19 protein-coding genes and 1 pseudogene are annotated in these 21,516 nt (G+C 67.2%); 9 read left to right on the forward strand and 11 right to left on the reverse strand.

Annotated features, from left to right (window positions below):
- The 5 genes from ACIPSE_RS46435 to ACIPSE_RS46455 all read right to left on the reverse strand — a co-directional run.
- On the reverse strand, window positions 1-2,960 hold a 2,960-nt coding region (locus ACIPSE_RS46435; protein WP_401676092.1), incomplete at its 3' end, for a hypothetical protein.
- A gap of 68 nt (window positions 2,961-3,028) precedes the next feature.
- On the reverse strand, window positions 3,029-3,877 hold the full coding sequence (locus tag ACIPSE_RS46440) for a hypothetical protein (protein ID WP_401676094.1): 849 nt from the start codon (window positions 3,875-3,877) through the stop codon (window positions 3,029-3,031).
- Between the two features lie 156 nt (window positions 3,878-4,033).
- The gene (locus tag ACIPSE_RS46445) at window positions 4,034-4,498 is read right to left on the reverse strand and encodes a hypothetical protein (protein WP_401676096.1); all 465 of its coding nucleotides are present in this window, start codon (window positions 4,496-4,498) and stop codon (window positions 4,034-4,036) included.
- 1,481 nt (window positions 4,499-5,979) lie between these two features.
- Window positions 5,980-6,534 carry a transposase gene (locus tag ACIPSE_RS46450; protein WP_401676098.1) on the reverse strand — a complete coding sequence of 185 codons (555 nt, stop codon included), beginning with the start codon at window positions 6,532-6,534 and terminating at the stop codon, window positions 5,980-5,982.
- Window positions 6,531-7,106 carry a helix-turn-helix domain-containing protein gene (locus tag ACIPSE_RS46455; protein ID WP_401676100.1) on the reverse strand — a complete coding sequence of 192 codons (576 nt, stop codon included), beginning with the start codon at window positions 7,104-7,106 and terminating at the stop codon, window positions 6,531-6,533. Before ACIPSE_RS46455 ends, ACIPSE_RS46450 begins: the two co-directional genes overlap by 4 nt.
- A gap of 220 nt (window positions 7,107-7,326) precedes the next feature.
- On the opposite strand from ACIPSE_RS46455, the gene ACIPSE_RS46460 reads away from it, so the two are divergent.
- The 5 genes and pseudogenes from ACIPSE_RS46460 to ACIPSE_RS46480 all read left to right on the forward strand — a co-directional run bounded on the left by ACIPSE_RS46460 (window position 7,327) and on the right by ACIPSE_RS46480 (window position 11,481).
- Window positions 7,327-7,728: a hypothetical protein gene (locus tag ACIPSE_RS46460; RefSeq protein WP_401676101.1), complete on the forward strand. Its 402-nt coding sequence runs from the start codon at window positions 7,327-7,329 to the stop codon at window positions 7,726-7,728.
- Window positions 7,729-7,828: 100 nt separating this feature from the next.
- Window positions 7,829-8,368: a hypothetical protein gene (locus ACIPSE_RS46465; protein WP_401676103.1), complete on the forward strand. Its 540-nt coding sequence runs from the start codon at window positions 7,829-7,831 to the stop codon at window positions 8,366-8,368.
- A 48-nt stretch (window positions 8,369-8,416) separates the two neighbouring features.
- Window positions 8,417-9,220 (forward strand): annotated as a pseudogene (locus tag ACIPSE_RS46470) (transposase); the annotation flags it as partial.
- 622 nt (window positions 9,221-9,842) lie between these two features.
- Window positions 9,843-11,048 carry an enoyl-[acyl-carrier-protein] reductase FabV gene (gene fabV, locus ACIPSE_RS46475; protein ID WP_401676105.1) on the forward strand — a complete coding sequence of 402 codons (1,206 nt, stop codon included), beginning with the start codon at window positions 9,843-9,845 and terminating at the stop codon, window positions 11,046-11,048.
- A gap of 124 nt (window positions 11,049-11,172) precedes the next feature.
- A complete protein-coding gene (locus ACIPSE_RS46480; protein ID WP_401676107.1) occupies window positions 11,173-11,481 on the forward strand; it encodes a hypothetical protein in 309 nt (102 codons plus the stop codon).
- 247 nt (window positions 11,482-11,728) lie between these two features.
- On the opposite strand, the gene ACIPSE_RS46485 is transcribed toward ACIPSE_RS46480, so the two are convergent.
- Window positions 11,729-12,268: a hypothetical protein gene (locus tag ACIPSE_RS46485; protein WP_401676109.1), complete on the reverse strand. Its 540-nt coding sequence runs from the start codon at window positions 12,266-12,268 to the stop codon at window positions 11,729-11,731.
- Window positions 12,268-12,726 (reverse strand): helicase associated domain-containing protein, encoded by a 459-nt coding sequence (locus ACIPSE_RS46490; RefSeq protein ID WP_401676111.1) that lies wholly within the window; start codon window positions 12,724-12,726, stop codon window positions 12,268-12,270. The genes ACIPSE_RS46485 and ACIPSE_RS46490 overlap by 1 nt, the downstream gene beginning before the upstream one ends.
- 301 nt (window positions 12,727-13,027) lie before the next feature.
- Between ACIPSE_RS46490 and ACIPSE_RS46495 the strand changes: the two genes are divergently transcribed.
- Complete coding sequence (locus tag ACIPSE_RS46495; protein WP_401676113.1) at window positions 13,028-13,612, forward strand: hypothetical protein; 585 nt, start codon at window positions 13,028-13,030, stop codon at window positions 13,610-13,612.
- Window positions 13,609-15,030, forward strand: coding sequence for a hypothetical protein (locus tag ACIPSE_RS46500; protein ID WP_401676115.1), 1,422 nt, complete (start codon window positions 13,609-13,611; stop codon window positions 15,028-15,030). Before ACIPSE_RS46495 ends, ACIPSE_RS46500 begins: the two co-directional genes overlap by 4 nt.
- 172 nt (window positions 15,031-15,202) lie before the next feature.
- Here ACIPSE_RS46500 and ACIPSE_RS46505 read toward each other — a convergent pair whose 3' ends face one another.
- Window positions 15,203-15,346: a hypothetical protein gene (locus ACIPSE_RS46505; RefSeq protein ID WP_401676117.1), complete on the reverse strand. Its 144-nt coding sequence runs from the start codon at window positions 15,344-15,346 to the stop codon at window positions 15,203-15,205.
- Between the two features lie 673 nt (window positions 15,347-16,019).
- Here ACIPSE_RS46505 and ACIPSE_RS46510 point away from each other — a divergent pair.
- Complete coding sequence (locus ACIPSE_RS46510) at window positions 16,020-16,190, forward strand: hypothetical protein (RefSeq protein ID WP_401676119.1); 171 nt, start codon at window positions 16,020-16,022, stop codon at window positions 16,188-16,190.
- Between the two features lie 195 nt (window positions 16,191-16,385).
- Here ACIPSE_RS46510 and ACIPSE_RS46515 read toward each other — a convergent pair whose 3' ends face one another.
- A complete protein-coding gene (locus tag ACIPSE_RS46515; protein ID WP_401676121.1) occupies window positions 16,386-16,961 on the reverse strand; it encodes a TetR/AcrR family transcriptional regulator in 576 nt (191 codons plus the stop codon).
- 50 nt (window positions 16,962-17,011) lie between these two features.
- Complete coding sequence (locus ACIPSE_RS46520; RefSeq protein ID WP_401676123.1) at window positions 17,012-17,755, reverse strand: nitroreductase family protein; 744 nt, start codon at window positions 17,753-17,755, stop codon at window positions 17,012-17,014.
- Between the two features lie 490 nt (window positions 17,756-18,245).
- Here ACIPSE_RS46520 and ACIPSE_RS46525 point away from each other — a divergent pair, with 490 nt between their 5' ends.
- Window positions 18,246-19,718 (forward strand): serine/threonine-protein kinase, encoded by a 1,473-nt coding sequence (locus ACIPSE_RS46525; protein WP_401676125.1) that lies wholly within the window; start codon window positions 18,246-18,248, stop codon window positions 19,716-19,718.
- Between the two features lie 317 nt (window positions 19,719-20,035).
- Here the strand turns inward: ACIPSE_RS46525 and ACIPSE_RS46530 are convergent, their stop codons facing one another.
- Entirely contained in the window at window positions 20,036-21,385 is a 1,350-nt protein-coding gene (locus ACIPSE_RS46530; RefSeq protein ID WP_401676129.1) for a PIN domain-containing protein, read from the reverse strand.
- Window positions 21,386-21,516 lie beyond the last annotated feature (131 nt).

Consider the following 21,516-nt stretch of genomic DNA (forward strand, 5'->3'; position numbering starts at 1 on the left):
ACGGGGTTGCCGTCGAGCAGGGTGCATGCCACCGCCAGCACTCGGCCCGTGTGTCCGGTGAGGGGTTGGCCGAGAGTCCGGCGTGAGTGCAGGTCCCAAACCCGCACAGTCCCGTCGCCGCTGCCGGTGACGGCTACGGGGTTTCCCCCCAACACCGCACACGACACCGCCAGGACTCCGCGTGTGTGGCCGGTCATAGCTCCGCCAATGGGGGTGCTCGTTGCCAAGTCCCACACCCGCACTGTCCGGTCGTCGCTTGCGGTGACGGCGACGGGGTTGCCGTCGAGCAGGGTGCATGCCACCGCCAGCACTCGGCCCGTGTGTCCGGTGAGGGGTTGGCCGAGAGTCCGGCGTGAGTGCAGGTCCCATACCTGCACAGTCCCGTCGTCACTACAGATGACGGCGACGGGGTTTCCCTCGAGCATCGCACACGACACGGCCCCAACCGCGCTGTGTCCTCCGATGAGGGGTTGGCCAACTGAGAGACCTGAGTGCAGGTCCCAGACCCGCACAGTCCCGTCGTCGCTACCGGTGACGGCAACGGGGCTTCCCTCCATTTCCGTGCACGACACCGCAGTCACTGCCCGGGAGTGGCCGGTCAAGGTGTCGCGTAGCCCTGGAGAGAAACTACTGCCGGTGGCCCACCTCGGACTCCAGTTGCCTTCTGGGTTTTGGCGGGTGAGCTGGCGATGCATTCTGGAGGTGCCGGCCCGCGCGGCGTCGAGGGCGAGGAGCTGGCGGCGCAGGTCCGGTGTGGTTTCGGCGTGCAGGCCGAAAGATGTGCGGTAAACGGCAGCGATCAGCCGGGCGGTGTCGGTGCGTGTGTGGTGCAGCTGGAGGGCGAGGCTGCGGGGGGCGGCATGGACGAGGTATTCGCTGTGGGTGAGGAGGTTGTCCAGCTGCCCGGCTTTGGTGGCGTGGGTGGCGAGGTGGGTGAGGGTGTAGGGGTGGGCGCGGGACCAGTCGCGGGTGGCGTCGCCGCGGTAGGGCACACGGCTAGTGAGGATGTCGGTGAAGGCCGCGTGAACCCGGGTCTCGTCGGCGTGGTTGCGGAGGCCTTCAGCCAGAGCCTGGTGGTAGAGGCGGTAGGCGGAGCGGCCGCCCTCAGTGGCCTCCACAACGTAGGAGCCAGCTTCGCGTCGCAACCAAAGAAGATCATCATCAGTGTAGGTGCGGGCCGAGATGACTGAGGCCAGGGGGGCCCAGATGTCCTCCCAGGGCAGGCCCTGGCCTTCGGCGAACGCCAAGGGCCGTAGGAGGTCAGCGGCCTTGTCCGCGTGGGTGCGCAGGCGGCAGCTGAGGTCGTCGTGCATGGCCTGGCCTGCGTGGCGGGGCAGGCTCTCCCGCCAGGCACGGTCCTGCGGGTCAGGGATAGCAGGGTCGGCGGCAAGGGTGCCGGCGACAATCCGGGCGACGAGGAACGAGGCCCCGGCCGCTTTGGTGACTTCGTGTGCCACCAAGTGTGCCATTTGGGGGGTGTGCCGATAAGGGGAGGCTGGGTGGGCCTCACACAGGGTGCGGATAGTAAACCTGGTCAGGGCCTGAGGGTCGGCGTAGCGGTCGTCATCGAGGTTGATGACCTGCCGATGGTGGTTGGGGTCGGGGCGATGAGGGATGCCGAGGCGGTCAAGGAGGTGGGGACGGGTGCCCAGCAGTAGACGGATCCGGCCGCGGGAATGCTCGATCAGCGGGCGTAGGATGCGGGAGCACAGAGTGTTCGGAGTGGCGGCCTCATCGAGTGCGTCGATCAGCACGGTCAGCGGTCGGTCGCGGACGATGGTGTCCAGGTGGTCGAGGAGTTCACTACCGGTGTCGGCGTGGACGTTCACGGCGGCGGCCATGCCATGCAGGACGTCGATGTCGGACAGATTCTGGGCGTAGATGGCGACATCGATCGCGTCCGGATCGGGTACCAGACGGGGGGGCAGGTCGAGGGCGTCGAGGGGAACGGTGCGGCGGCGTTCGGGATGTGTTAGAGCGGCGATCAGGCCGAGCACTGCGGTTTTGCCCGAACCGGGGCCGGCGGTGATCACCAGGCAGGCCGCCCCATGCTGTGAGGCGGGTTCGCGTAACCAGTCGTTCAGCTCGGCAAGTGCGGCGTGGCGACCGCAGAACCACCAGCCCTGACTGGCGTCCACGTGATAGGCCATGGCGCTCACTAGCATCCGGGTGGTCAGTTCTGTATCGCGGCGCCGGGATTGCTCGTCGGACTCGGTGGCCCCCTGGATAGCCGGAGCGCGTTCGGTCACCTGGGCGCTGTGGCGGGGGTTGGTGAAAAAGGCCGGTGGCTCCCCGGTCAGCCCGAACTGGGATAGGCTGACGCGCTGCCAGGTGGGCCGGTCGGGGTGGTCGTTGATCTGCTGCACCACTGTCGATACCGCCAGCGTGGCGGGGCCGTGCCCGGCGGTAGCCCACCCATCGACAGCATCGGTGAGTAGGCGAGGAAACAGGCCGGCTTTAGCCTGCTGGTGAGGCTGAGCCGAGGAAACGACGACCAGGCCGGAGCCGGCGGCGGTCCGGCCCCACTGGTGACTGATACGTTCCAGCGCTGCGGCCGCCAGTTCGTTGCCGCCCTGCCCGGAATAGCAGGTATCCAGCACCAGTAGCAGCCGCCGCACCTTGGTGTCGCGCAGCATCGCCCGGGCCAGGTCCACCGTCGGTAGCGCGGTGTAAGAGACATCGTCCGGGTCAGTGTCGGCGGTGAGCAAAACATGGTCACCGCCGTCGTCCAGGATCTCGCCGTGGCCGGAAAGGTAGACAGCCAGCAGGTCGTCCTCACGCCGGTCGCCTGTCCTGCAAAACGACCGCAATTGGTCGGTCAGCTGGAAGCGTGAGGGATCCAGCCCGAGCCCGCTGACATGCCGATAGCCCAGCCGGCCGGTGAACACCTCGATGACCTTGTCGCGTGCCTCCACCAATTGAGGCCGGTCCCAGTCGGGACACTTGGTGTACTTCGCCATGGCTGCGGCGATCAGGAACCGGCGTGGACCCATCTCACCGGTACCGCTGCCGCCGGATCGCGGAGCAGTCACGCCAGCCCCTGAGCGATTGCTCGTCCGCACCATGTGTCGGTCAGGTATGCGGACGCATCATGGGCGTGCGCACCGTTGTCCACTCGTACGGAATGCACGCGGTCGCCGAAGCACGGTCGCAGATCCTTCACCAACGCCACCACGTCCCCCTCGTCCGCGATGTTGGTCCATTTCAGCTGCTCATCGCCCGGCCACGTCCCCGGATTCGGCAGCAGCCGATCAAAGATCAGGTGCCGGACGCCCAGCGGCGAGCCAAGAGTAACCAGCGCCCGCACCCGGTGCCCTGGCCGGGCGCACAGCGCCTCATATGCCACCACCGAGCCCAACGAGTGCGCTACCACCACCCGGGTGTCCTCACCCAGCGTATCGAGCACCCGCCCTCGCACAACGGCGCGTACTTGCGGGTCGGTGAGATAGCGGCGAACCTGCTTCATATCGCCAACCATCGCCCGTATTGCGATCCCGGCGAAGAACCGCGACCCTGACAGTGCCCGCAGCGCGACCTGCACTGACCGCGGCGTGGCCGCCAGCATCTCTTGAGCCTCCGGTGGCACCACTGCCGGATCACTCTCCGCCGCAGCTCTCCACCACGCGGCCAACAATTCTCGCTCGAACCCCTTTTCCACATCAGCAGCCGTCCAGACAGAATCCCCAACAGCAAGAAGCTCTCCCGGCGGCCGGAACACATCGCCGAAGAACGCCATCTCCACGTCCGACTGGGATACCACTCCGCCTGCCCCGGCACGGCGTACCCCGTCGGCTATGGCTGGCCACCACTTGGTCATCATCGTTGTCTCGCCCGCCACTTGCTGGCCGATCCCATGCACCGCCACCACACGTGCCACGCCCTACTCCCTGACTTCATCCCACTCGTGGAAAGCACTCTAGGAGCTGCCGGATGCTTCATCCGGGAAAATGGGCAAAATGCCCAAACCGCAGCTACGGCCGCCTGACGTAAACAGGTATTCGGAGGCTTCCAATACCCGACTCCACCGTCAGGCTCATACGAAGCCGGATTCCTGGACGGCTACGCGTTCGAGGACTGGCTCTTCCGCATGGAAGGCATCGCCGAGGACGAACGCCGACTCCGCGCAGGCGAGCACGTCAGCGGCCCCGCCGCAGACGCCTACCGCTACCGCGTCCATGCAGCCAGTCGCGAGTTCGCCGGCCGAGTCGTGAACAACGACCGTCATGCCCGCGACCTGCTCGGTGACCCCCTTCTGCAGATCCACCACGGAGAGGGCATGACCTGCGTCCTCAACCCCGCTCTCGCAGCCTGCCAGCTCAGAGGTTCGGCGGACGACCCCATGGTCACCCCCGACACCGACGACTGCTGGCCCAATTGCCAGCGCCTCGCCCGCACCGACCGGAACATCGAGACCAACAAGGAGCGAGTCGCCGAACTCCTCGATGAGCTCATCTTGAAGCGCCGCAACAGCCTCGGTCAGCCCGATCTTGCCGATCACGGATACCCCTGTTCATCCGGATGAATGCCTTCACCCGACAGTACGGAGTCCATGTACCTCAAGAGGTCGAATCGCCATATGTGCAGTGGAAGTTGACTTCTGACGCCATCGGATGACCTGGGTTGTGCAGTATGAGATGCCTCTGGGGGCTGGCGGGCAAGGTCGTCGGTCATGACCTTCTCCCCGAGGTCAGGCTTGCCCTGCCAGTGATATCGAGTCGGCCGGTCGGCATGCCCCAACGAATCGACAAGCTGCCCCGCTCAGAGGGATCCAGTGCTCCCCGGGCCGCCGGGGACTGAGGGCCGGGGGCGTGTTCTCACCGCCTGCTGCTGGTCAGGGTCAGGAGAAGCGGTTAGGTTAGGACGTTCACTGTCCGCCGGCCGGCCCGGAGGCGGATCAACCACGTTCGTGACACGGCGTCTGCGCGGTGCCCTTGCATGGTCTGCCAGTACATCGCCGTGGAGGACCGACATGTGGTGGCGAGCCGCCCCCGAGGCCCAGGCTGCCAGCTGCTGTGAGTAATCGCTGTCGGATTGCCAGCACAAATCGGCTACGACCAGTGCCCTTTCGGCCGCCCACGCCCGTAACTCGCTTCCAGGCACATCCGTGATCGGTTCATGGTCGTAGAGGTGACGAAGGTCTTCTGCCGGAGGAAGGAACAAGCCGGCCAGCGACGAGCCAACGGCGGTCATGACTCCAGCGACTGCGGCCGGGAAGAGAAGGGGTGCACATGCAACAGCTGTCGCGGCAGTGAGAAAGGGTAGCAACTTGTTCGCCACCCGTCGCACTCCGAGCAAATTTTTCCGCCATGTACGGCGTGAGTCTCCAGCTGAGAGTGGAACCATACGGGACTTGATGGTGTCGAGTTCGTCGGCCCATTCCGCAAAATGGACCCGCTCACAATGCACTGTGCCCAACGGGTGCGTGGCCAGCATAGTCAGGCCAAGGAGCTGCTCGAAGGTAGGGGGCGGCGGGGTTCGATATCCCACCTTGACCAAGAGGGCGGGGACAGCCACATTCAAGGTCAACCAGACTTCGGACGGCAGAAGCGGCGGCGAGTCGTTCTCAGGAAAATCATCGAGTTGCCGGAGCAGCACACAGGCACTATCCATCAACTCTGTAAGATCGCGGACTCCAGCGTCACTCAAGTCACTGTTTTCACCAGCAGCGGAAAATAAATGACGGCGGTTTTCCAGGAAGGCGCCGTAAGCAGCTAATATGTCTTCTGGTGATGATGGCATTTTGCCCTTCCCCCTCATCAACGTTCTCTGAAAGTATCGCCGCTGCTTGGCTCCGCGTACAGACGGCGGCTGCCCGCTCTGTCTTCGCCCACCGCCTGATCCTGTCCGCGACGCCTACGAAACGTCCTCAGCGGAGCTGTTGAGAAAGCTGACGGATCCTCATCCGGCTCCGCCGGCCACACCACGCCCCATGGTCAGTGCGCTCGTCTTCGACCGCGCGGGCCCCTAGTGCTGGGTTCCTCAAACGGTGTACACATATCGGCGCCGTAGTAGGCGAGTTGGTGGTGTGGGTCTGCCCCAGATCCAGGGGTTGGCACGAGCGTTGAGCTGGTCGGTCGCCAGAGTGGTGGCATATTCGATGTCGTCACGGTTGGCGAATGACCGGCCGGCGAGGGCGGTCTTGCGGAAGATGCGCCACCAGCCTTCCTGCAGGTTGAGCCAGCATGCGCCCACCGGGATGAAGGCATGGTGGATGCGCGGATGGTCCTCGAGCCAGGCCCGGGTGGACACGCTGTTGTGACTGGACAGGTTGTCGGTGACGATCCAGATCTCCCCGTCCGGGTTGGCGTCCTCGATCAGCTGCAGGAACCGCTGATAGAACACGCTGTTGCGGGACGACGCGGTCATCGTGACTGTCGTGCCGTCGGCTGGTCGCAGGCCGCCGTAGACCCAGGTCTTCTCGGGTCCGCGGCTGTAGTCGAGTTCCGCTTTGATCCGGTGTCCGTCCGGTGACCAGGCAGGTGCGGGCGGGAACGTCCGCGGGATCACTGGCCCCAGCTCGTCGGCGCAGATCACCGTGGCGCCGACGGGCGGGTGGGTGTAGAGGCCGATGATCCGTGTCCTTTTGGGACGAAGTCCGGGTCCTTCGAGCGCGTCCAGGACCGGGTGCGGCGCCAGCGCACGCCTTCGGCGAGCAGGATGCGCCGGACCTGTGAGCGGCCCACCTCGATCCCTTCCGCCCGTGCTGCAGCGGCCAGGGAATCCAGGGTCCACTCGGCTGGTCCGGACTCGTCGAAGGCCCACAGCTCGCCGACGGGCTCCCACCTCAGCCGACCCGGTGGCACGCTCTTGACCAGGGCGATGATCCTCGAGCGTTCCTCCTCGGTGATCCGTCGCTTGCGGCCCTGCCCGCCCAGGTCATCCAGCCCTTGCAGGCCCGAGCGGTTGAAGCGGTGCAGCCAGCACCGGACCGTCTTCTGGCTGCAGTCCAGCTCCACGGCGATCGCCGGAACCCGTAACCCCGACCAGCTCAGCTCGATCATCCGAGCCCGCATCACCGCATCCCGCGGCGCCTTGCGTGCCCGCGACAAGCGGCGAACGACGGTCCGCTCGTCCTCGTCACGCCCAGGCCGTGCCCGTAAAACCATCGTCCAGCACCCGCCCCCGAGCACCCTCAACTACCCCGCCACCAGTACATATACCCAGCGAAAGAGGAATCCAGCACTAGGCGTTGAGCCGCCGTTGGACCTGTAGTGGCGCGCCGCCCTGGTTCAACGGCGGCAGGAGCTGGCTCGCCTGTTAGGGCGTCCCGAATGCCGGTACGTCGTCCACGTCCATGTCGGTGCGGATCCGGCCGAGAGGCACTGGGTGGCGCCACCGTCGGGCATTGTCGCGGGCGACGTCCACGGTGACCTCGGCCACGGCGTCCGGCGCGACCGGGCGCACCGCCAACTGCTGCTGCGTACCCTGCCCTGTGGTGAAAGACCGTCCGGTCCAGGGGCGGCCGGCCCCTGCGGCGCGGAGCCGGTCGGCCAGGGCTGGCCGGACGGCGGTGTGCAGGGTCGTGATCCTGCCGACGCGGCGACTGCCTCCTCGGTGTGCCGCGCCTTGTACTTCGTCCGCTCCCGGCTTCCCGCCGTCAGCTACCCCCACAATCTGCAGGCGGCCCGCGTGCTCATGTGGCGCCGCATGTCCGGCTCGACATGGTTCCCGCTCTTCGAGGTACTGGCCTTCCTCACGACGACGGTGGCGATCGCGGTCACGGGATGAAGGAGCGGAGGAACACCGGTACAGGCACGGCTGAGCGTGCGACTCGGCAAGTCCAGAAAGGGGTTGCTCCTGTCGTGCGCCTGTGCGACAGGATGGCCGCATGATGCGAACCGCGCGTGCGCTGCTCCCCGTGCTCCTGTTACCGCTGCTTCTCGCCGGATGTGGCACGGAGAAGCAGTCGGGGACAGCGGCAGGTCTCGACGAGGCCGCCGAAACATGGGGCGTCGATCCGGACCTCGTCTATGTCACCGATGCCCCCGGTTTCACCGTGTTCCCGGAGTCGGTCGGCAAGTACGAGTTCAACCAGTTCGTCGCCGCGTACCGGTCCGACAAGGGTTCCCTCCGGTTCGGTCTCTTCTCGGAGTTCGACACGCTGACGGCCGACAACTGCGCCGACCATCCTGCGGGCACCGACAAGGCCAAGCCGGTCACCTGCGAGCAGGACGGCGACGCCTGGTACCGCACCATAGGCGTAAGCCACGAGTATGCGGTGCCCCGTGACGGCGTGGTCATCCGGCTCAGCGCCGATCCCGAAAAGGTCGACCGCGCCACTCTCCGCAAGGCGGCCGAGGCGGTCCATCGCCCGGACGACAACGAACTGGCCGCACTTCTTTCGACAACGCACGGCACGGGCACCTGAGCGGACGTCGGTGGCTCCACACGACGTCGTGTGGAGCCACCGACGTCCGGCCTTCCGGTCGAGGTTCTGGGACGGATGCGCTCCGACCGCGTCATGCGACGGCCGAGGCCCTCACTCAAGGAGTACGCCCTGGCCTATCCCCAGGGCGGGCGACCGCCCAAGCACGGCAAGGAATTCCGCTTCGCCAAACCGGAGACCTGGGGCGAGCCGGACGCGGCCACGACGCAGGTCACCGACCGGTACGGCATCGCTCGCACGATGGCCTGGAACCGCATCCACCCCCGCCTGACCACCCGCTCCGCCTGGATCGACCACACCGGCGAACTCCCCATCATCGAGGGCACGCTGATCCGCCTCCAGGTCGACCGCCTGCCCGGCGGAGGCGACCTACTGCCGCTCTGGCTCTGGTCCTCCGCCACCGGCCTGAACAGCGAAGAGGTCGACGTGCGCTGGAAGGCGTTCCTGAGGAGGTTCGACATCGAGCACCTGTTCAGGCTGATGAAACAGACTCTCGGGTGGACCCGTCCGAAGCTGCGAACCCCCGAGGCCGGCGAGCGCTGGACCTGGCTGATCATCGCCGCGCACACCCAGATCCGCCTTCTGCGCGGGGCCGCCGCCGACTTGCGGCGGCCGTGGGAGAAGCCCGCCGAGCCCGGCCGGCTCACCCCGGCCCGAGTACGCCGGGGGTTCAGAAACCTCCGCCCACATCTCAGCTGCCCGGCCCGTGCACCGAAACACTCAACGCCCGGACCTGGAAGGCTACTTGGATCGAAGAACCGGAGGCCGAGCACCCGCTACGACGTGGGCAAGACCACCGGGCGCCCCGAAAGCATCACCGAACGCGATCAGCTCGGAGGCGGAACACAACGTCAGAATGGAACAGCCAGCCCAGCCTCGCGCAATCGAAGCAGTGCGATGCCCATGCACTCGGCGACCGAGGTCCCGTCGGCCCTCATCCCACCGTCCAGCGGCCCACCAGAAGCGGCGAATGTCCACGCTGGCTGACCGTCACGCATGCGCTCCGCGTCGACCCGGATCATGGCACCGACCCCCTGCTCGCCAAGCCACTCCAGGATGGACAGCGTCACGTCCTCGACGCCAATGTCCAGGTCCGTCTTGGGCCCCCGCCCCGTCCCTTTGGCCATGGCCACAACCCTACTCAGCCCCAGGTCGGGTCGCGTCACGCACTCTCAAGGCGACTCGGACCATGAAGAACAAGGTGAGAAGCTGTGCCATATCTCATGATCTGTGACGTGTCGTGACGGAGTTGCTGTAACTGGAGATTTTTGGCTTAGGTCTTGGGCTTCACCAGCTACCCCGCTTGAGCGGGCTAGTGGGAATTCTCCAAGTCGGGCTAGGCATCGTTGTGTCGGCCAAGATCACCGTGTTCGTCCGCACCAGCGCAGACTTGCGGGACGGGTGGTCGAGGAGGCCGCCGCATCCTTGTCCATGACGACATCTGGGACACCACACCGTGAGCGAACGTGTCATTGCACCCAAGAGCCGGGGTTTCCTCTTCCTCGACTCCCATCCCGGCGGCTGCGAGCAGCTGGTGAACGAGATGTGGCAGGCCGTCCCCGCCCCGGCCCCCGCCGGGGGCGAGGGGCCAGTGGCTCTGGTCATCGGTTCGTCCGCCGGGTATGGCCTGGCGGCAACGATCGCGGGCCTGGCCCGGGTAGGCATCCGTGGGATCGGTGTGTGCTTCGAGAAGGCGCCCGCGCGCCGCACCGGCACAGCTGGTTGGTATCGCACTGCTGCCACTGCGCGGCTCGCCCAACAGCACGGGCGGGACATGGTCTTCCTCAACGGTGACGCGTTCAGCGACACGGTCAAGGAGCAGGTCGCCGACCTTTTGGCCGAGCGCTTTGGGGGACGACTCGACTACCTGGTCTACTCGGTGGCCGCGCCTCGCCGCACCGACCCGGAGACCGGCGAGGTGCATGCCTCGGTCCTCAAGCCGGTCGGTGCGTCGTACACCACCAAGACCCTTGTCTTCGACGAGCACGGTGCCCCGGAGGTCAAGGAGATCACCACAGCACCGGCTGAAGGTGATGACATTGAGCAGACCGTGGCGGTGATGGGCGGCACCGACTGGGAACGGTGGGTCACCTTCCTGGCCGACCGGTCCCTGCTCGCTGACGGTTTCAGCACCGCCGCCCTCTCCTACATCGGCTCGCCGCTTACCGCGGCGATCTACCGGCAGGGCACCATCGGCGCGGCGAAGGCCCATCTGGAAGCCACCGCACGCACATTGGACGAGCGTCTCGGCAAGACCCTGGGCGGTCGGGCGGTGACCTCTGTCAACGCCGCTGCCGTCACCCAGTCCTCCACCGCCATCCCCGGCATCGCCCTGTACGTCGGGCTGCTGCGCGGCGTCCTCGGTGACGCCATGGTGGCTCCAATTGGTCAGCTGGTCGAGTTGTGGGACCAGTTGACCGGCGCCCTCCCCCTCGACCTCGATGCCGAGGGGCGCATCCGCCTGGACGCCTGGGAACTGGCCCCCACTGTGCAGAACGCCGTCGCTGAACGCTGGAGCGATGCCACCAGCGGCAGCATCGCCGAGCTCGCCGACCTCGACTGGTTCAACGACGGAGTGCGTCGCCTCTACGGCTTCTCCGTCCCCGGCGTCGACTACACCGCCGCCGTCGAAACTGACGTCTCCTGGCCTACTCCCGCTTGATCAGTAAGTGCTGCCCGAGACCGTCGACAAACGTTGCTCACTCTCGCTTACGAGACCGTCCGTGGGCCCGTCAGGGTGATCGCGGCCCATGACAGGCTGTCCCTTCTGACATGGAGGGGGAGTCTTGGCGGAAGTCGGGGGATGGATCTGGGAGCGCAACCTGCGGTCGTTCCTGGCGTTGCTGTCGCACTACGTGGGATACGGATTCGATGTCACCGACTGGGAGACGGTGGCACTGGCGGTCGAGGGGACTGATGACGAGCGGCCCGACGGCTGGTACTCGTATCCCTTGGTCGGTGAGCAGCGACAGGTCGAGGTCCGGCTTGCCCGTGCGGTCGGAGGCGACGAGCTCATGGTGACCGTGAAGGGATCCCTGACGCCCGAACTCGAGGTCCGGGCGGACACGCTGCTGGCCGCCTTCGCGGCTGGATGACCAAGGCCGACTTGACGGCTTAACTCCATGAGGTGTCTTTCTCCGCGTCGGCCGGAGAAGGGGAGGTCATTCCTGTGGGGGATCGACGGGGTGCCGGGCGGGCAGGACGATCCGCAGAAAGCCGTGGGGCCGGTCGTGTGAGCGCGGCCGGTCCCGCGCATGCCCACGACGTGCAGATGCGGCAACGGAGCAGGCCCGCACCTATCGGTGGGTGCGGGCCTGCTCACGTCCTGGTCGTGCTGGTGGTTCACCGCGGGGTGAAGGGCCCCGCCGCGAGGGTGCCGTTGTCGCGCAGTTCGGCGTGGGCGGCGAGTTGGGCCAGGAGCTGCTCGGGGGTGAGGCCGGTGCGGGCGGCGATGTCGCGGACGCGGCGGCCGGCGTCGGTGGTCAGCCGGACGTGGGCCTGGAGTCCGTCGCGGGCGTCGGCCTGTTCCTGCCGCCAGGCCGTGTGCCGGGAGAGGGCGCCGATCCTGCGCGCTTCGCGCTCCTGGTCCCACTGCGCGCCCTGGACGTCGAGCTGGGGGTCGTAGACGGTCCAGCCCTCACCGGCCATGAGCGCCGCGAGGCGCTGCCACTCGGTGTGGCGGGCGGCCCACTGCTCGGCGAGTCGCTGCGGATCGTGCGGGACCAGGTCCTCGGCCCGGGAGGCGGGGGAGCGGAGCTCTGCCTGTGTCTCTCGCTCCCGCAGGGCGGCCTCGGCGACCTTGTCCGCGATCTGCCCGGCACTCAGGCCGGGGGCCTGGCGCCTGACGGTCGTCCGTGCGACGTCCTGCGCGCTCCGCTGCATCAGGCCCCGCCCTCCGCAGCCCATTCCAGTCCGAGCGCGGCCAGCTCGCTGCGCCGCTCCGCGCTCAGTTTCGCGGCCCGGCTCCGGGCGTTGCTGAGGAACGCCCCGATCTTCAGCTTGACTCCGTCCACGGTCTCCACGGCCTTGCGAGGGACGCGTGCGTGTCCCTCGCGGGCGTGGAACTGCCGCACGGCGGCGACCGGGCCGGCGACCGCGCCGCCGGTCCGCCACGCCGCCGACGGCACCCCGTTCTTTCCGGCCGGCAGCTTGGTGTCCTCCTGTCCCCAGGACGGCAACGCCCGCGCCAGCACGTCTTCTTCGGCGCCGGACAGGCCCGCCAGGAGCTGCCGTTCGGCTGTGTTCAGCAGTACCTCGGCGTCGGCCCGCGCACCGCCGCCGTTGTGCCCCGGCGGGTAGTTGCGCCACTGCCAGTACGACCGCAACGCTTTCGCTTCCATCCCGTAGCGGCTTGCGATGCGGCACAATCAGCGACGAGGTGGTCTCTCCCTGCAGGGGAGCGGTCCGCAGGAGGCCGGGATGATGGGTCACTCCACCACAGTCTCGTGTTCGCCGATCCGGGCGGGCGTTTTCGCAGGAGCCGACCGGTCCTGGGCCTGTCGTCTGCTTGCTTCCCCAGGCCGCGGGTGTCCCTTCCTGGAGCTGGCAGGTGTCGGTGGGGCGGGGATTGGCCCGTTCGAGCGCATCGTGATGATCCGATCGCACTAAGCTACGCCTGTGGTGGTTGGCGAAGATGCTCAGGTGAAGGGCTTCTCTGGAGCCCGCAGAGCCAAGCAGTGGCTCGAGGGCACGATGCGCATCTTCGGCGCGTACGCGAACACGGACTCGGAGTCCTGCGGCCGTCGGCTGACTCTGTCCTGGCCGTACGGAGGCCGGACGTTCTCCTTCGATCTGGGGGGTGCCATGCGCGGCGACCCCTACCAGAACGACATGTTCTGCGCGGAGGTCAAGAACTACGCGCAACCCAGCGATCAGGGAACGCAGTTCGACGAGTTCCTCGCCAAGTGCTACGTCGCCGCCCAGGCCCAGCATCACCTCAGCGATCACTTCATGTGGATCACCTGGGCACCCTTCCGCGCAAACTCCTGGTCCACCCTCAACTCACCCGGCCAGGTGGAAGCCGCGGTCCTGCAGCACTGCAGCCGCGTTTTCGGCACCAGCGACACCGAGGAAGCCCGAAAACTCCTGGACAGCGAACTCGCCCAGTCGGTCGCCGCACGCCTGTGGCTGATCGTGCTCTCGGACAAGCAGGAAACCCTCCTGCCGCTCAAGGACTGGGCAGCCATCGTCGCCGCCGAACTCACCCGCAGAGAGGGCTCGTGGTGAACATCGTCGAACAGTCGATCTCCCAGGCCATGGACGAGCCCGACGACCGGATGATGTTCACCCGGGTCAAAGACATCGTCGCCCGGCACCTGCGCCGCATGGACCCCGGCGCCACCATCACCAAGACAGAGTTCTTCAACCACACCCATGTCCCCGACATGGTCCTCGAATGGCCCGGCCGACCCCGCACACCACGCCGGTTCATCTATCTGCGCACCACATCCGACCAGCGCGAACTCGAGGACGACCTCCATCGCCTTCCCCGCGCAGACCGGCCGGTGCTCCTGGCCCTCGGCCAACTGCCCGCCGCCCAGCTGCAAGGGGATCTTCCCTCGCTGCCTGGCAGCAGCACCGCGCTGCTCCTCGATGCCTCCGCGCTCGGCGCGCTCCAGCCGGCCGACGACTCTCCAGGCATCCCTCGTCTGGTGTCCCGCTCCGTTCTCGAAGGTGGCCGCGGCACCCTGGACAAAGCGGCGACCGAGGAGTTCCTGAACACGGTCGTCCAGGGAGCCGAGGCTGCTCGCGCGGGGGAACGCGTTCCCACCCGCGAGGCCGTCGACGCCCTCAGCGCGCGGATGACCACCGACGTCGCTGACCGGATGTCAACCTTCCTCGCCGCGCTCTGGCAGGGCGGCGGATCCACACTCGCCAGCTTCCCCGCACCCCAGCGAGGAGTCGGTCATCTCGACGAGACGGCCCTGATGTACCTGCTGGAATCCGAGGACATCACCGACGCCGAGTTCTGGAACCGGGTCGTCCGCATGATCAGCCTCCCCATTCTGCTGCGTACCCCGGCTGCCAGCACCGGCAACCTTCAGCACCTGATGCGTGAGGCGATCCAGCTCTGGACCAGCCGCGTCTGCATGATCGTGCCCGGCACAGCAGACGCGGACATCAGCCCGTGGCACTGGGCGGTGAAGGCCGGCCAGCTGATCCTGCAGATCCCGCGGTTCCATGTGCTCGTTGCCCAGTCCCGGCGTCAGCTCCCGCAGGGGCAGGAGCACGATCTGCCACGCCTTGACGAGGTGAGGAACAGGGCCGACCGCTTCGGCATCCCGCTGACCTCTCTTCGCATGGTCGTCACGGACCGCCACGTCGGATACGGCGGCCCCGGCGACGACATCTCCCACGACACCCAACTCGACGGCATCAGCGACGCACTGGGACAGGCCGAGGGAGTCATCGAGGCCGATGCCCGCATCCCCTCCGGCGAGACTCTCCAGTGCCTGTTCGGCACCGGAATCGCCAGCGCCCGCGGCGCACGTACCCAGGTACCGCTGGACGCCCTCCTCGGCACGACGGCACGCCTGCTCTCCGATCTCTCGAGCGACGAAGCCGAGAAGATCACCCAGCTCCTCGGCGCCCAAGGCCCACCCCCCGACCAGCCGTGGAGTCAGCCCAGCTTCGACGATGTATAGGACATGCGCGAGGCCGCCAGCAGCGCTGTTGGCCCGGAAAGCAGCGCGGACCATGTCCGCCACCGTGGTGCGCCGTTCACGCCGTGACTGGCGAAGGGGGGCGATTCCCAAAGGGGAGAGCCGGGTGCGGTCGGCGATCAGCCCACGGAAGACGGCGCACCCAACTGAGTTATTACCCGGCCTGGCGCAGGGTCTCCGCGAGGGCGGCGTGAGCGGAAGGCTGGCGCACCTTGTGGTCCAGGGGCGGGAGCGCCTTGCTGACGGTCAGGATCAGCTGGCCGTAGCGGGCTGCGATGCCGGCCGCAGCCGGAAGCATCGCGGCGCAGTCTGATTGCGTTGGATTTTCGTGATCACCCTCTGGATGCTGCAGCGATCCGCTACTGTGCAACTAGGCGCTCGTCTCAAGCTTCCGGCCCTAGACCATCAGGTTGACAGGCCATGGAATCCTGAGGGGAACCTCAAATTGCATAAGCAGAACAGCCTTTGGCCGCGAGCCCGCCGTGTGGTGGTTTCAAAGGTTCTACCGGGTGTGGTGGTGACTGTTCTTAGTCACCTCATCCTCGCCTTGTTTGGGCTCAACTAGAGATGTGGCGCTTAGAGGGCCCCGGGGTATTCCCCGGGGCCCTCGTCATGTGCTGCTGGGCAAGGATGACGCTGACTGGTGGGTTGGGGCAGTTGTCCAACACGCTGGCGCGTGCCCTTTGTGGGGCTGGGCGGATGGTGAGATTCCGCCTTATCGTCGTGTCCGCCGCGAGCAACCGCTCGAAGGGCGACTGGGAGCCCGCCGCCTGCACGCCCACCTTCACTTGCTACTGCTGCACCTACGCCGCCGACTGGGCGGCTGGTGTCTGGCCGGTGGGGACGAGCCGAAGTGCAGGCTCCGTACTCCCGGTGTTCAGGAGGTGGGTAGGCGGCAGGCGAGTATGTGGCCGTCGGTGACGATGTGGACGAGGGAGCCCGCGATCAGAGGTGAGTACCCGCTGAATGTGTTGGGTGCTTCTCGGGTTTCGACATCGTGCAGGACCTTCCAGACGGTCAACCCCCTCACCGGCGCCGACCACGACACCGTCGCCGTCTACTCCGACGCCGAACTCCAGCAGCGCCTCCAGGCCGCGCAGAGCGACCCCCGCAACCTCGACGTCACCGTCCGCCCGGCCTGACCCCGAAGACGCCGCGGCGGCCCCCGCCGGACAGCAGTCCGGCGGGGGCCGCCGCCGTCCGCGCGCAGCCCATGGGGTGCCTCCCGGACGGGTGCTGATCCAACCCCGGGTGAGGTCCCCTTGTTGGGCCCTGCCGGTTTTCCCCGCGGGAGGGCCGGTTGCTGCCCGGGGGGCCTCCGGACTGCTGGGGGTGTGTCACTGAGGGGTGGTGCAGGCCTTGAGGGCTGACAGTCCGTTGATGACCATGGCCACGGAGAACTCGGTGGCGGTGGCCAGGTCGTAGCGTGAGTGGTCCACCGATGCGGTGTAGGCGGGCAGGGTCTGGCGGATGTGGTCGGACATGGCCGGTGCGGGCAGGCCCTGGGCCAGGCCGAACGCCTGGGCCTCGTCTGCGGCGACGACCAGGCGCAGGTGTTGGGGCTCGAAGCCTGCTTCGAGCAGTGCGGCGAACATCGGCTCATAGACCGCGATGGCGCGTTCGCTGGTGAAGCTGGTGGTGAAGATGAGTGGCAGGATGCGGCGGTGCCCGGCGTACACGGCGGTGAGCTGGCGCAGGAGGCTGGCCACGGTCTCGCGCCAGTCGCGCCCGGGGCCGATGGGCTCCATCTGTTCCAGCAGCCGCAGCCGGGCGAGGTCGATGACCTCCGCCCGGCCGGTGACATGGGAGTAGAGCGAGGACGGCGCGACACCGAGGTGCCGGGCCAGCTGCACCATCTGCACGTCGCCGGTGCTCTCGACGAGTTCGATCGCACCGTCCGCGATCCGTGTCACGGACAGAAGCGGCGTCTTCGGCCTGACCACGCCCGGCGTCCTCCTATGCCTCAGCCCAGCAGGTAGCCGCGCTCCTCCAGGGTACGGCGCAGGTTCTCACGCCCGTCCATGTAGCCCAGACTCGTACCCACCGCCACGGCGTGGCTCCACGTCTTGTCCCGCAGCCCGTACTCGGCCCGGAAGTCCTTGAACGCCTGCTCGTAGTCCTCGACCCACTCGGCGGCCGGCCGCGCACGGTAGCGCTCGCGGTGCAGTACGACGTCCTGCGCCGGCCGGGGGCGTATCGCGCTGGGGCGGTCCGGGTCCGGGGTGCCGATCGCCATGCCGAACACCACGTAGGCGTACCGGGGCAGGCCGATCAGGTCCGCAAGTGCACGCGCATGGTTGCGCAGCGAACCCAGGTACACACCTCCCAGGCCGATCGCCTCCGCCGCGACGAGACCGTTCTGCGCGGCCAGGGCCGCATCGACATAGTCGGTGACCACCGGCTCGGCGCCCTGCGCGACCCTGATCGCATGGCTGTTGAGGCGCTGGTGTCTCCGCTGATGCGATCGCTGAAGGCCTTGATCAGGCCCTCCGAGTCGAGGCTGGCCAGCGCGGTGAGCTTGCCCAAGGGGCTGATGGCCTGCCCGAAGCCTCCGAGCGTTTTGCGGACTTCTGACCAGCGCCTTCCTTACACAGTGGGGCATCGGCGCCCAGAGCCCTAACGAGGTCATCGCCGAAGGCATCCAGGAGATGTACGTCAAGGACCACGGCCGCCGCGCCGACCAGCTTGAGGTCGAATTCACCGACATCGACTACGTCGACGTCTCCTTCTGATCTGGTCCCGACGCGGGACGCTAGACCCGCATCCACGTCCTCTTCGACGGACGGCCCACCGCCGATGTCCCCGGATCCGCCGCCAGCGAGCAATTCGCCACCGTGATCCTCGCGCGGGTCGGCGCCGACGCCTGGCAGCGCTTCGCCTCGAGAGCCAGCCCCGCTCCGAAGCCCTGCGCGCACCCGGGCCGCGACTACGCCGTACAAGGACGGCACCGCCCACCCGGCGCAGGCACTGCTCCTGACCGACGCCGAAGCTGCCGACTGGCTCATCGCCACGGCGGCCGGAGAGATCTGGCCCCGCCTTGGTCACCAAGGGTCCCGGGGAAGGCCAGCCATCTCCGGGACCCGCCCCGGAGGGCCGGGACAACATGGATCCACCGATGTCAGTGAGGGCTGAGACCATAGAAGCGGGGCGAAACTGCCCTCACGGGACAGCAGTTGACGATGGAGACAACGCGCACCATGAGACTGGCACTGAATGAGGAGTGGGCCGTCGGCGCCCGCATTGGGGATGGCGGCTTCGGCGCCGTGTTTGAGGCGGAGAGCACCGCTGGCGAGAAGGCGGCGGTGAAGCTCGTGCCCAAGGCGCCGGGTACCGAGCGCGAGATGCTGTTCACCGACCTGGACGGCGTCCGCAACGTGGTGCGGGTCATCGACAGCGGTGAGCACGAAGACCAGTGGGTGCTGGTGATGCCCCGTGCCGAGAAGTCTCTGCGCGACCACCTCCAGGAGCACGGCCGGCTGCCCCTCAACGAAGCGGTCGCCGTCCTGTCCGACGTTGCCGAAGCACTCGCCGACCTCAAGGACAGAGAGGTCGTCCACCGCGACCTCAAGCCGGAGAACGTCCTGCTGCTCGGTGGCCGCTGGTGCCTGGCCGACTTCGGCATCGCCCGCTACGCCGAAGCGACCACCGCCCAGCACACCTACAAGGGCGGGGGAAGCCTGCCATACATGGCACCCGAGGTCTGGAAGTACCAGCGGGCCACCGGCGCGACCGACATCTATGCCTTGGGCGTCCTGGCCTACGAGCTCCTGGAGGGCACCAGGCCCTTCACCGGACCGGCCGAGCACGACTACCAGGACCAGCACCTGCACGGAACCCAGCCACCGCTCACTGCCGCGCCCTCGCTCCTGGCCGCGCTGATCACGGAATGCCTCTACAAGGCGCCCCAGGCACGCCCCGCGGCCGGCAACGTGCTCGCCCGGCTGGGGCAGATCCCCGTCGCCGCACTCTCCGGCGGGCTGGCCGCGCTCGCGGAAGCGAACCAGGGCGCGGTCGCGCGCCAAGCCGAAGTCGACCGCCGGGCGTCGGCACACGCCACCGAGGCCGACCGCCGCAAGGCCCTGCTCGATGCCGCCACGACCTCGTTCTCCTTCATCGCTGACGCCTTCCTCACGACCCTCACGACCGCTGCCCCGAGCGCGGAGGTACGCAGAGGCAACCAGGGAGGGTGGACCGTGCGCATCGACGACGCCCAGCTGACTCTGTCCGGACCGAGGGAGACCGCCCCCGAGGTCTGGCGCACCACCTCGACACCGGCACCATTCGACGTCATCGCCTCAGCGACCCTCTCCCTGAAAGTTCCCGCCAACTACCACGGCTACGAGGGCCGCAGCCACTCCCTCTGGTACGCCGACGCGAAGACAGAAGACCAGTACCAGTGGTTCGAGACCACCTTCATGGACACCCCGCTGCGCGGCACCGCGAGAACCATGGAACCCTTCGCGCTCGACCCTCACCACGAGTCACGCGCCGCCGTCGGCCCGGGGATGATGATGCACCAGGTGGCCTGGCCCTTCATCCCGCTCGTCATCGGGGACCTGAACGAGCTCATCGGCCGGTGGGCCGCCTGGCTCGCCGAGGCGGCGACCGGCCAACTCACTCACCCCAGAACCATGCCCGAACGTGACCCCCAGGGTTCCTGGAGGCGATGACCAAGGAGCCGTGCCACAGCCGGTACAAACCCCTCGAATTCCGGTGACGTCAGCCGGACACAGCACGGGCCCCGGGAAGTGAAGACATCTCCGGGGCCCTGCTTTATGGAGTCACTTGATCCAACGACCCTGCGACTTTCAGTCGTGCGCGATATCCGGCTCGGTGTAGTAGCGCAGCACCTCCTGGCAGTGCATGACCACCTCGGAGACGAGACCGTGTCGCGCAGCGGCTCGGGCATCCGGGTGTTTTCCATGGACGCACGCTAAGGTGCCGCACCCCCGGATTTGGAGCCGCCGCGTGGGCTCATCCGGAAGGTCTACTCAGCCGTGCCGTCGCCTTCTTCGGCTGTTTCGTCCCGTTCGGCTTGGGCATCGGAAACCTCCAGCTCCTCATCACCGTCCTCAGCGACGGCGGCCCCGCCGCTTGTCGGCTGAGTGACAACGGGCACGCCGATCTGAGGGATTGAGGCGGCGATGTCGAGCTTGGCCATTGAGGCAGCGGCCTGCTGAGCGAGGCGCAGCCCGGGACTGTTGGCTGCTGCCTGGAGGGCGGCACTGTGAGCTGCCATCTGCCGGGCGAACCGTAGGCCAGGACCATCGATCAGCTTCTGGTTGGCAGCGATCTGCCGGGCAAGGCGCTGCGCCGGGCCATTCATGAGTACTGCCGCCCGGGCGGCATCCTGAGCAAGCCGAAGAGAGGCCAGATCGAGCTTTGCGAGCAAGGGAGGCAGCTGATCGGTGCCCAAGCCTGCCGGTGGAGTCTGAACTGCCAGAAGGCTGCGCTTGGCACCCGCCGCGATGCCGGCGACTCGCTTCTTGAGGCCCCGCAGGATCTCCATGCACGACTCGTCTCCAGTGTCCGGCGGTGACGGTTCATCCAGCGCAAGGAGCGTCGGGGTCTCATCGTTGCGGGTAGAGAAGAGGACCTTCGTCTCCCACACGCAAGCGATGTGCCCGGAGAGCGACTCCATCTCGTCGACCGCGAGGCCATACAACAGCCATCGGGCCTTCGCCGTGTACCAGACGTCATCTTCGATCCTGTGGCCCGTGACGTCCGTGACGCTGAGCAGTTCGATCTCTGGTTCCTCACACCACGCGTACCACTGCTCCACCGCGGTGCCGTCGCCGAGACCGGCGAAACCAGTGAGGGTGCTGAGGCCCGCCGCCGCCTGGGCGACCCCTTCTCGGACGGACGGCGACTTCAGAAGTTCGAGCGCAGCGGCCTCCGCGTCTTTCCCGGACACCGCCTCGGTGAACTGGGAGACGACCTGGTCGAAGTCCTGCAGCAGGGTGAGCCGGTGTTCCAGGCCGCGGATGTCTTCGTTCAGCGGGTACGGATAGCTGGTCCCGTCGCTGAAATCCTTGCTGTTGTTCGTAACGAAATGGACGTGCTGGTCCGGGTTCTGTTCGAGGAATTCCAGGACGGAGAACCAGATCGCCGCATCGCGACCACCTTCAGAGTGGTCCTTGCCGCGCTTCGCTGGCAGCTGGGCCATCGCCTCCCGCTGGAATGCCCTGCGGATGACCCCGTCGCTGGTCTCGATCACCTCGAAGATCTCTCCGTAGACCTTCCGCCAGTGATCCAGGAAGCGCTCCAGGTCCAGCGGTTCCAGCGAGCTTTCCGGCTCCCAGGGCAGGATGTCCCGCAGCTTCTCCAGGGTGTTCAGGACAGCCTGGTGCTTGACCGGGTAGAGGTGCGCCTTAGAGGTCCTAACAGAAGCCGTTGATCATGTGACTTTCGGCTTGGGTGGTCGTTGGTCTGGTCGTGGGGAAGAGGGAGTCGCGGCCGTGGATCGTC

This window comes from Streptomyces sp. NPDC090106 (genome assembly GCF_044747265.1).
Lineage (GTDB): Bacteria > Actinomycetota > Actinomycetes > Streptomycetales > Streptomycetaceae > Streptomyces.

Coding starts and splice junctions, on each gene's coding strand:
- ACIPSE_RS46455 (WP_401676100.1), bottom strand. CDS start 7,106: ATGGTTTTACGGGCACGGCCTGGGCGTGACGAGGACGAGCGGACCGTC.
- ACIPSE_RS46520 (WP_401676123.1), bottom strand. CDS start 17,755: ATGTCGGTGAATTCGACCTCAAGCTGGTCGGCGCGGCGGCCGTGGTCC.
- ACIPSE_RS46490 (WP_401676111.1), bottom strand. CDS start 12,726: ATGGAAGCGAAAGCGTTGCGGTCGTACTGGCAGTGGCGCAACTACCCG.
- ACIPSE_RS46485 (WP_401676109.1), bottom strand. CDS start 12,268: ATGCAGCGGAGCGCGCAGGACGTCGCACGGACGACCGTCAGGCGCCAG.
- ACIPSE_RS46465 (WP_401676103.1), top strand. CDS start 7,829: ATGATGCGAACCGCGCGTGCGCTGCTCCCCGTGCTCCTGTTACCGCTG.
- ACIPSE_RS46525 (WP_401676125.1), top strand. CDS start 18,246: ATGAGACTGGCACTGAATGAGGAGTGGGCCGTCGGCGCCCGCATTGGG.
- ACIPSE_RS46505 (WP_401676117.1), bottom strand. CDS start 15,346: ATGCTTCCGGCTGCGGCCGGCATCGCAGCCCGCTACGGCCAGCTGATC.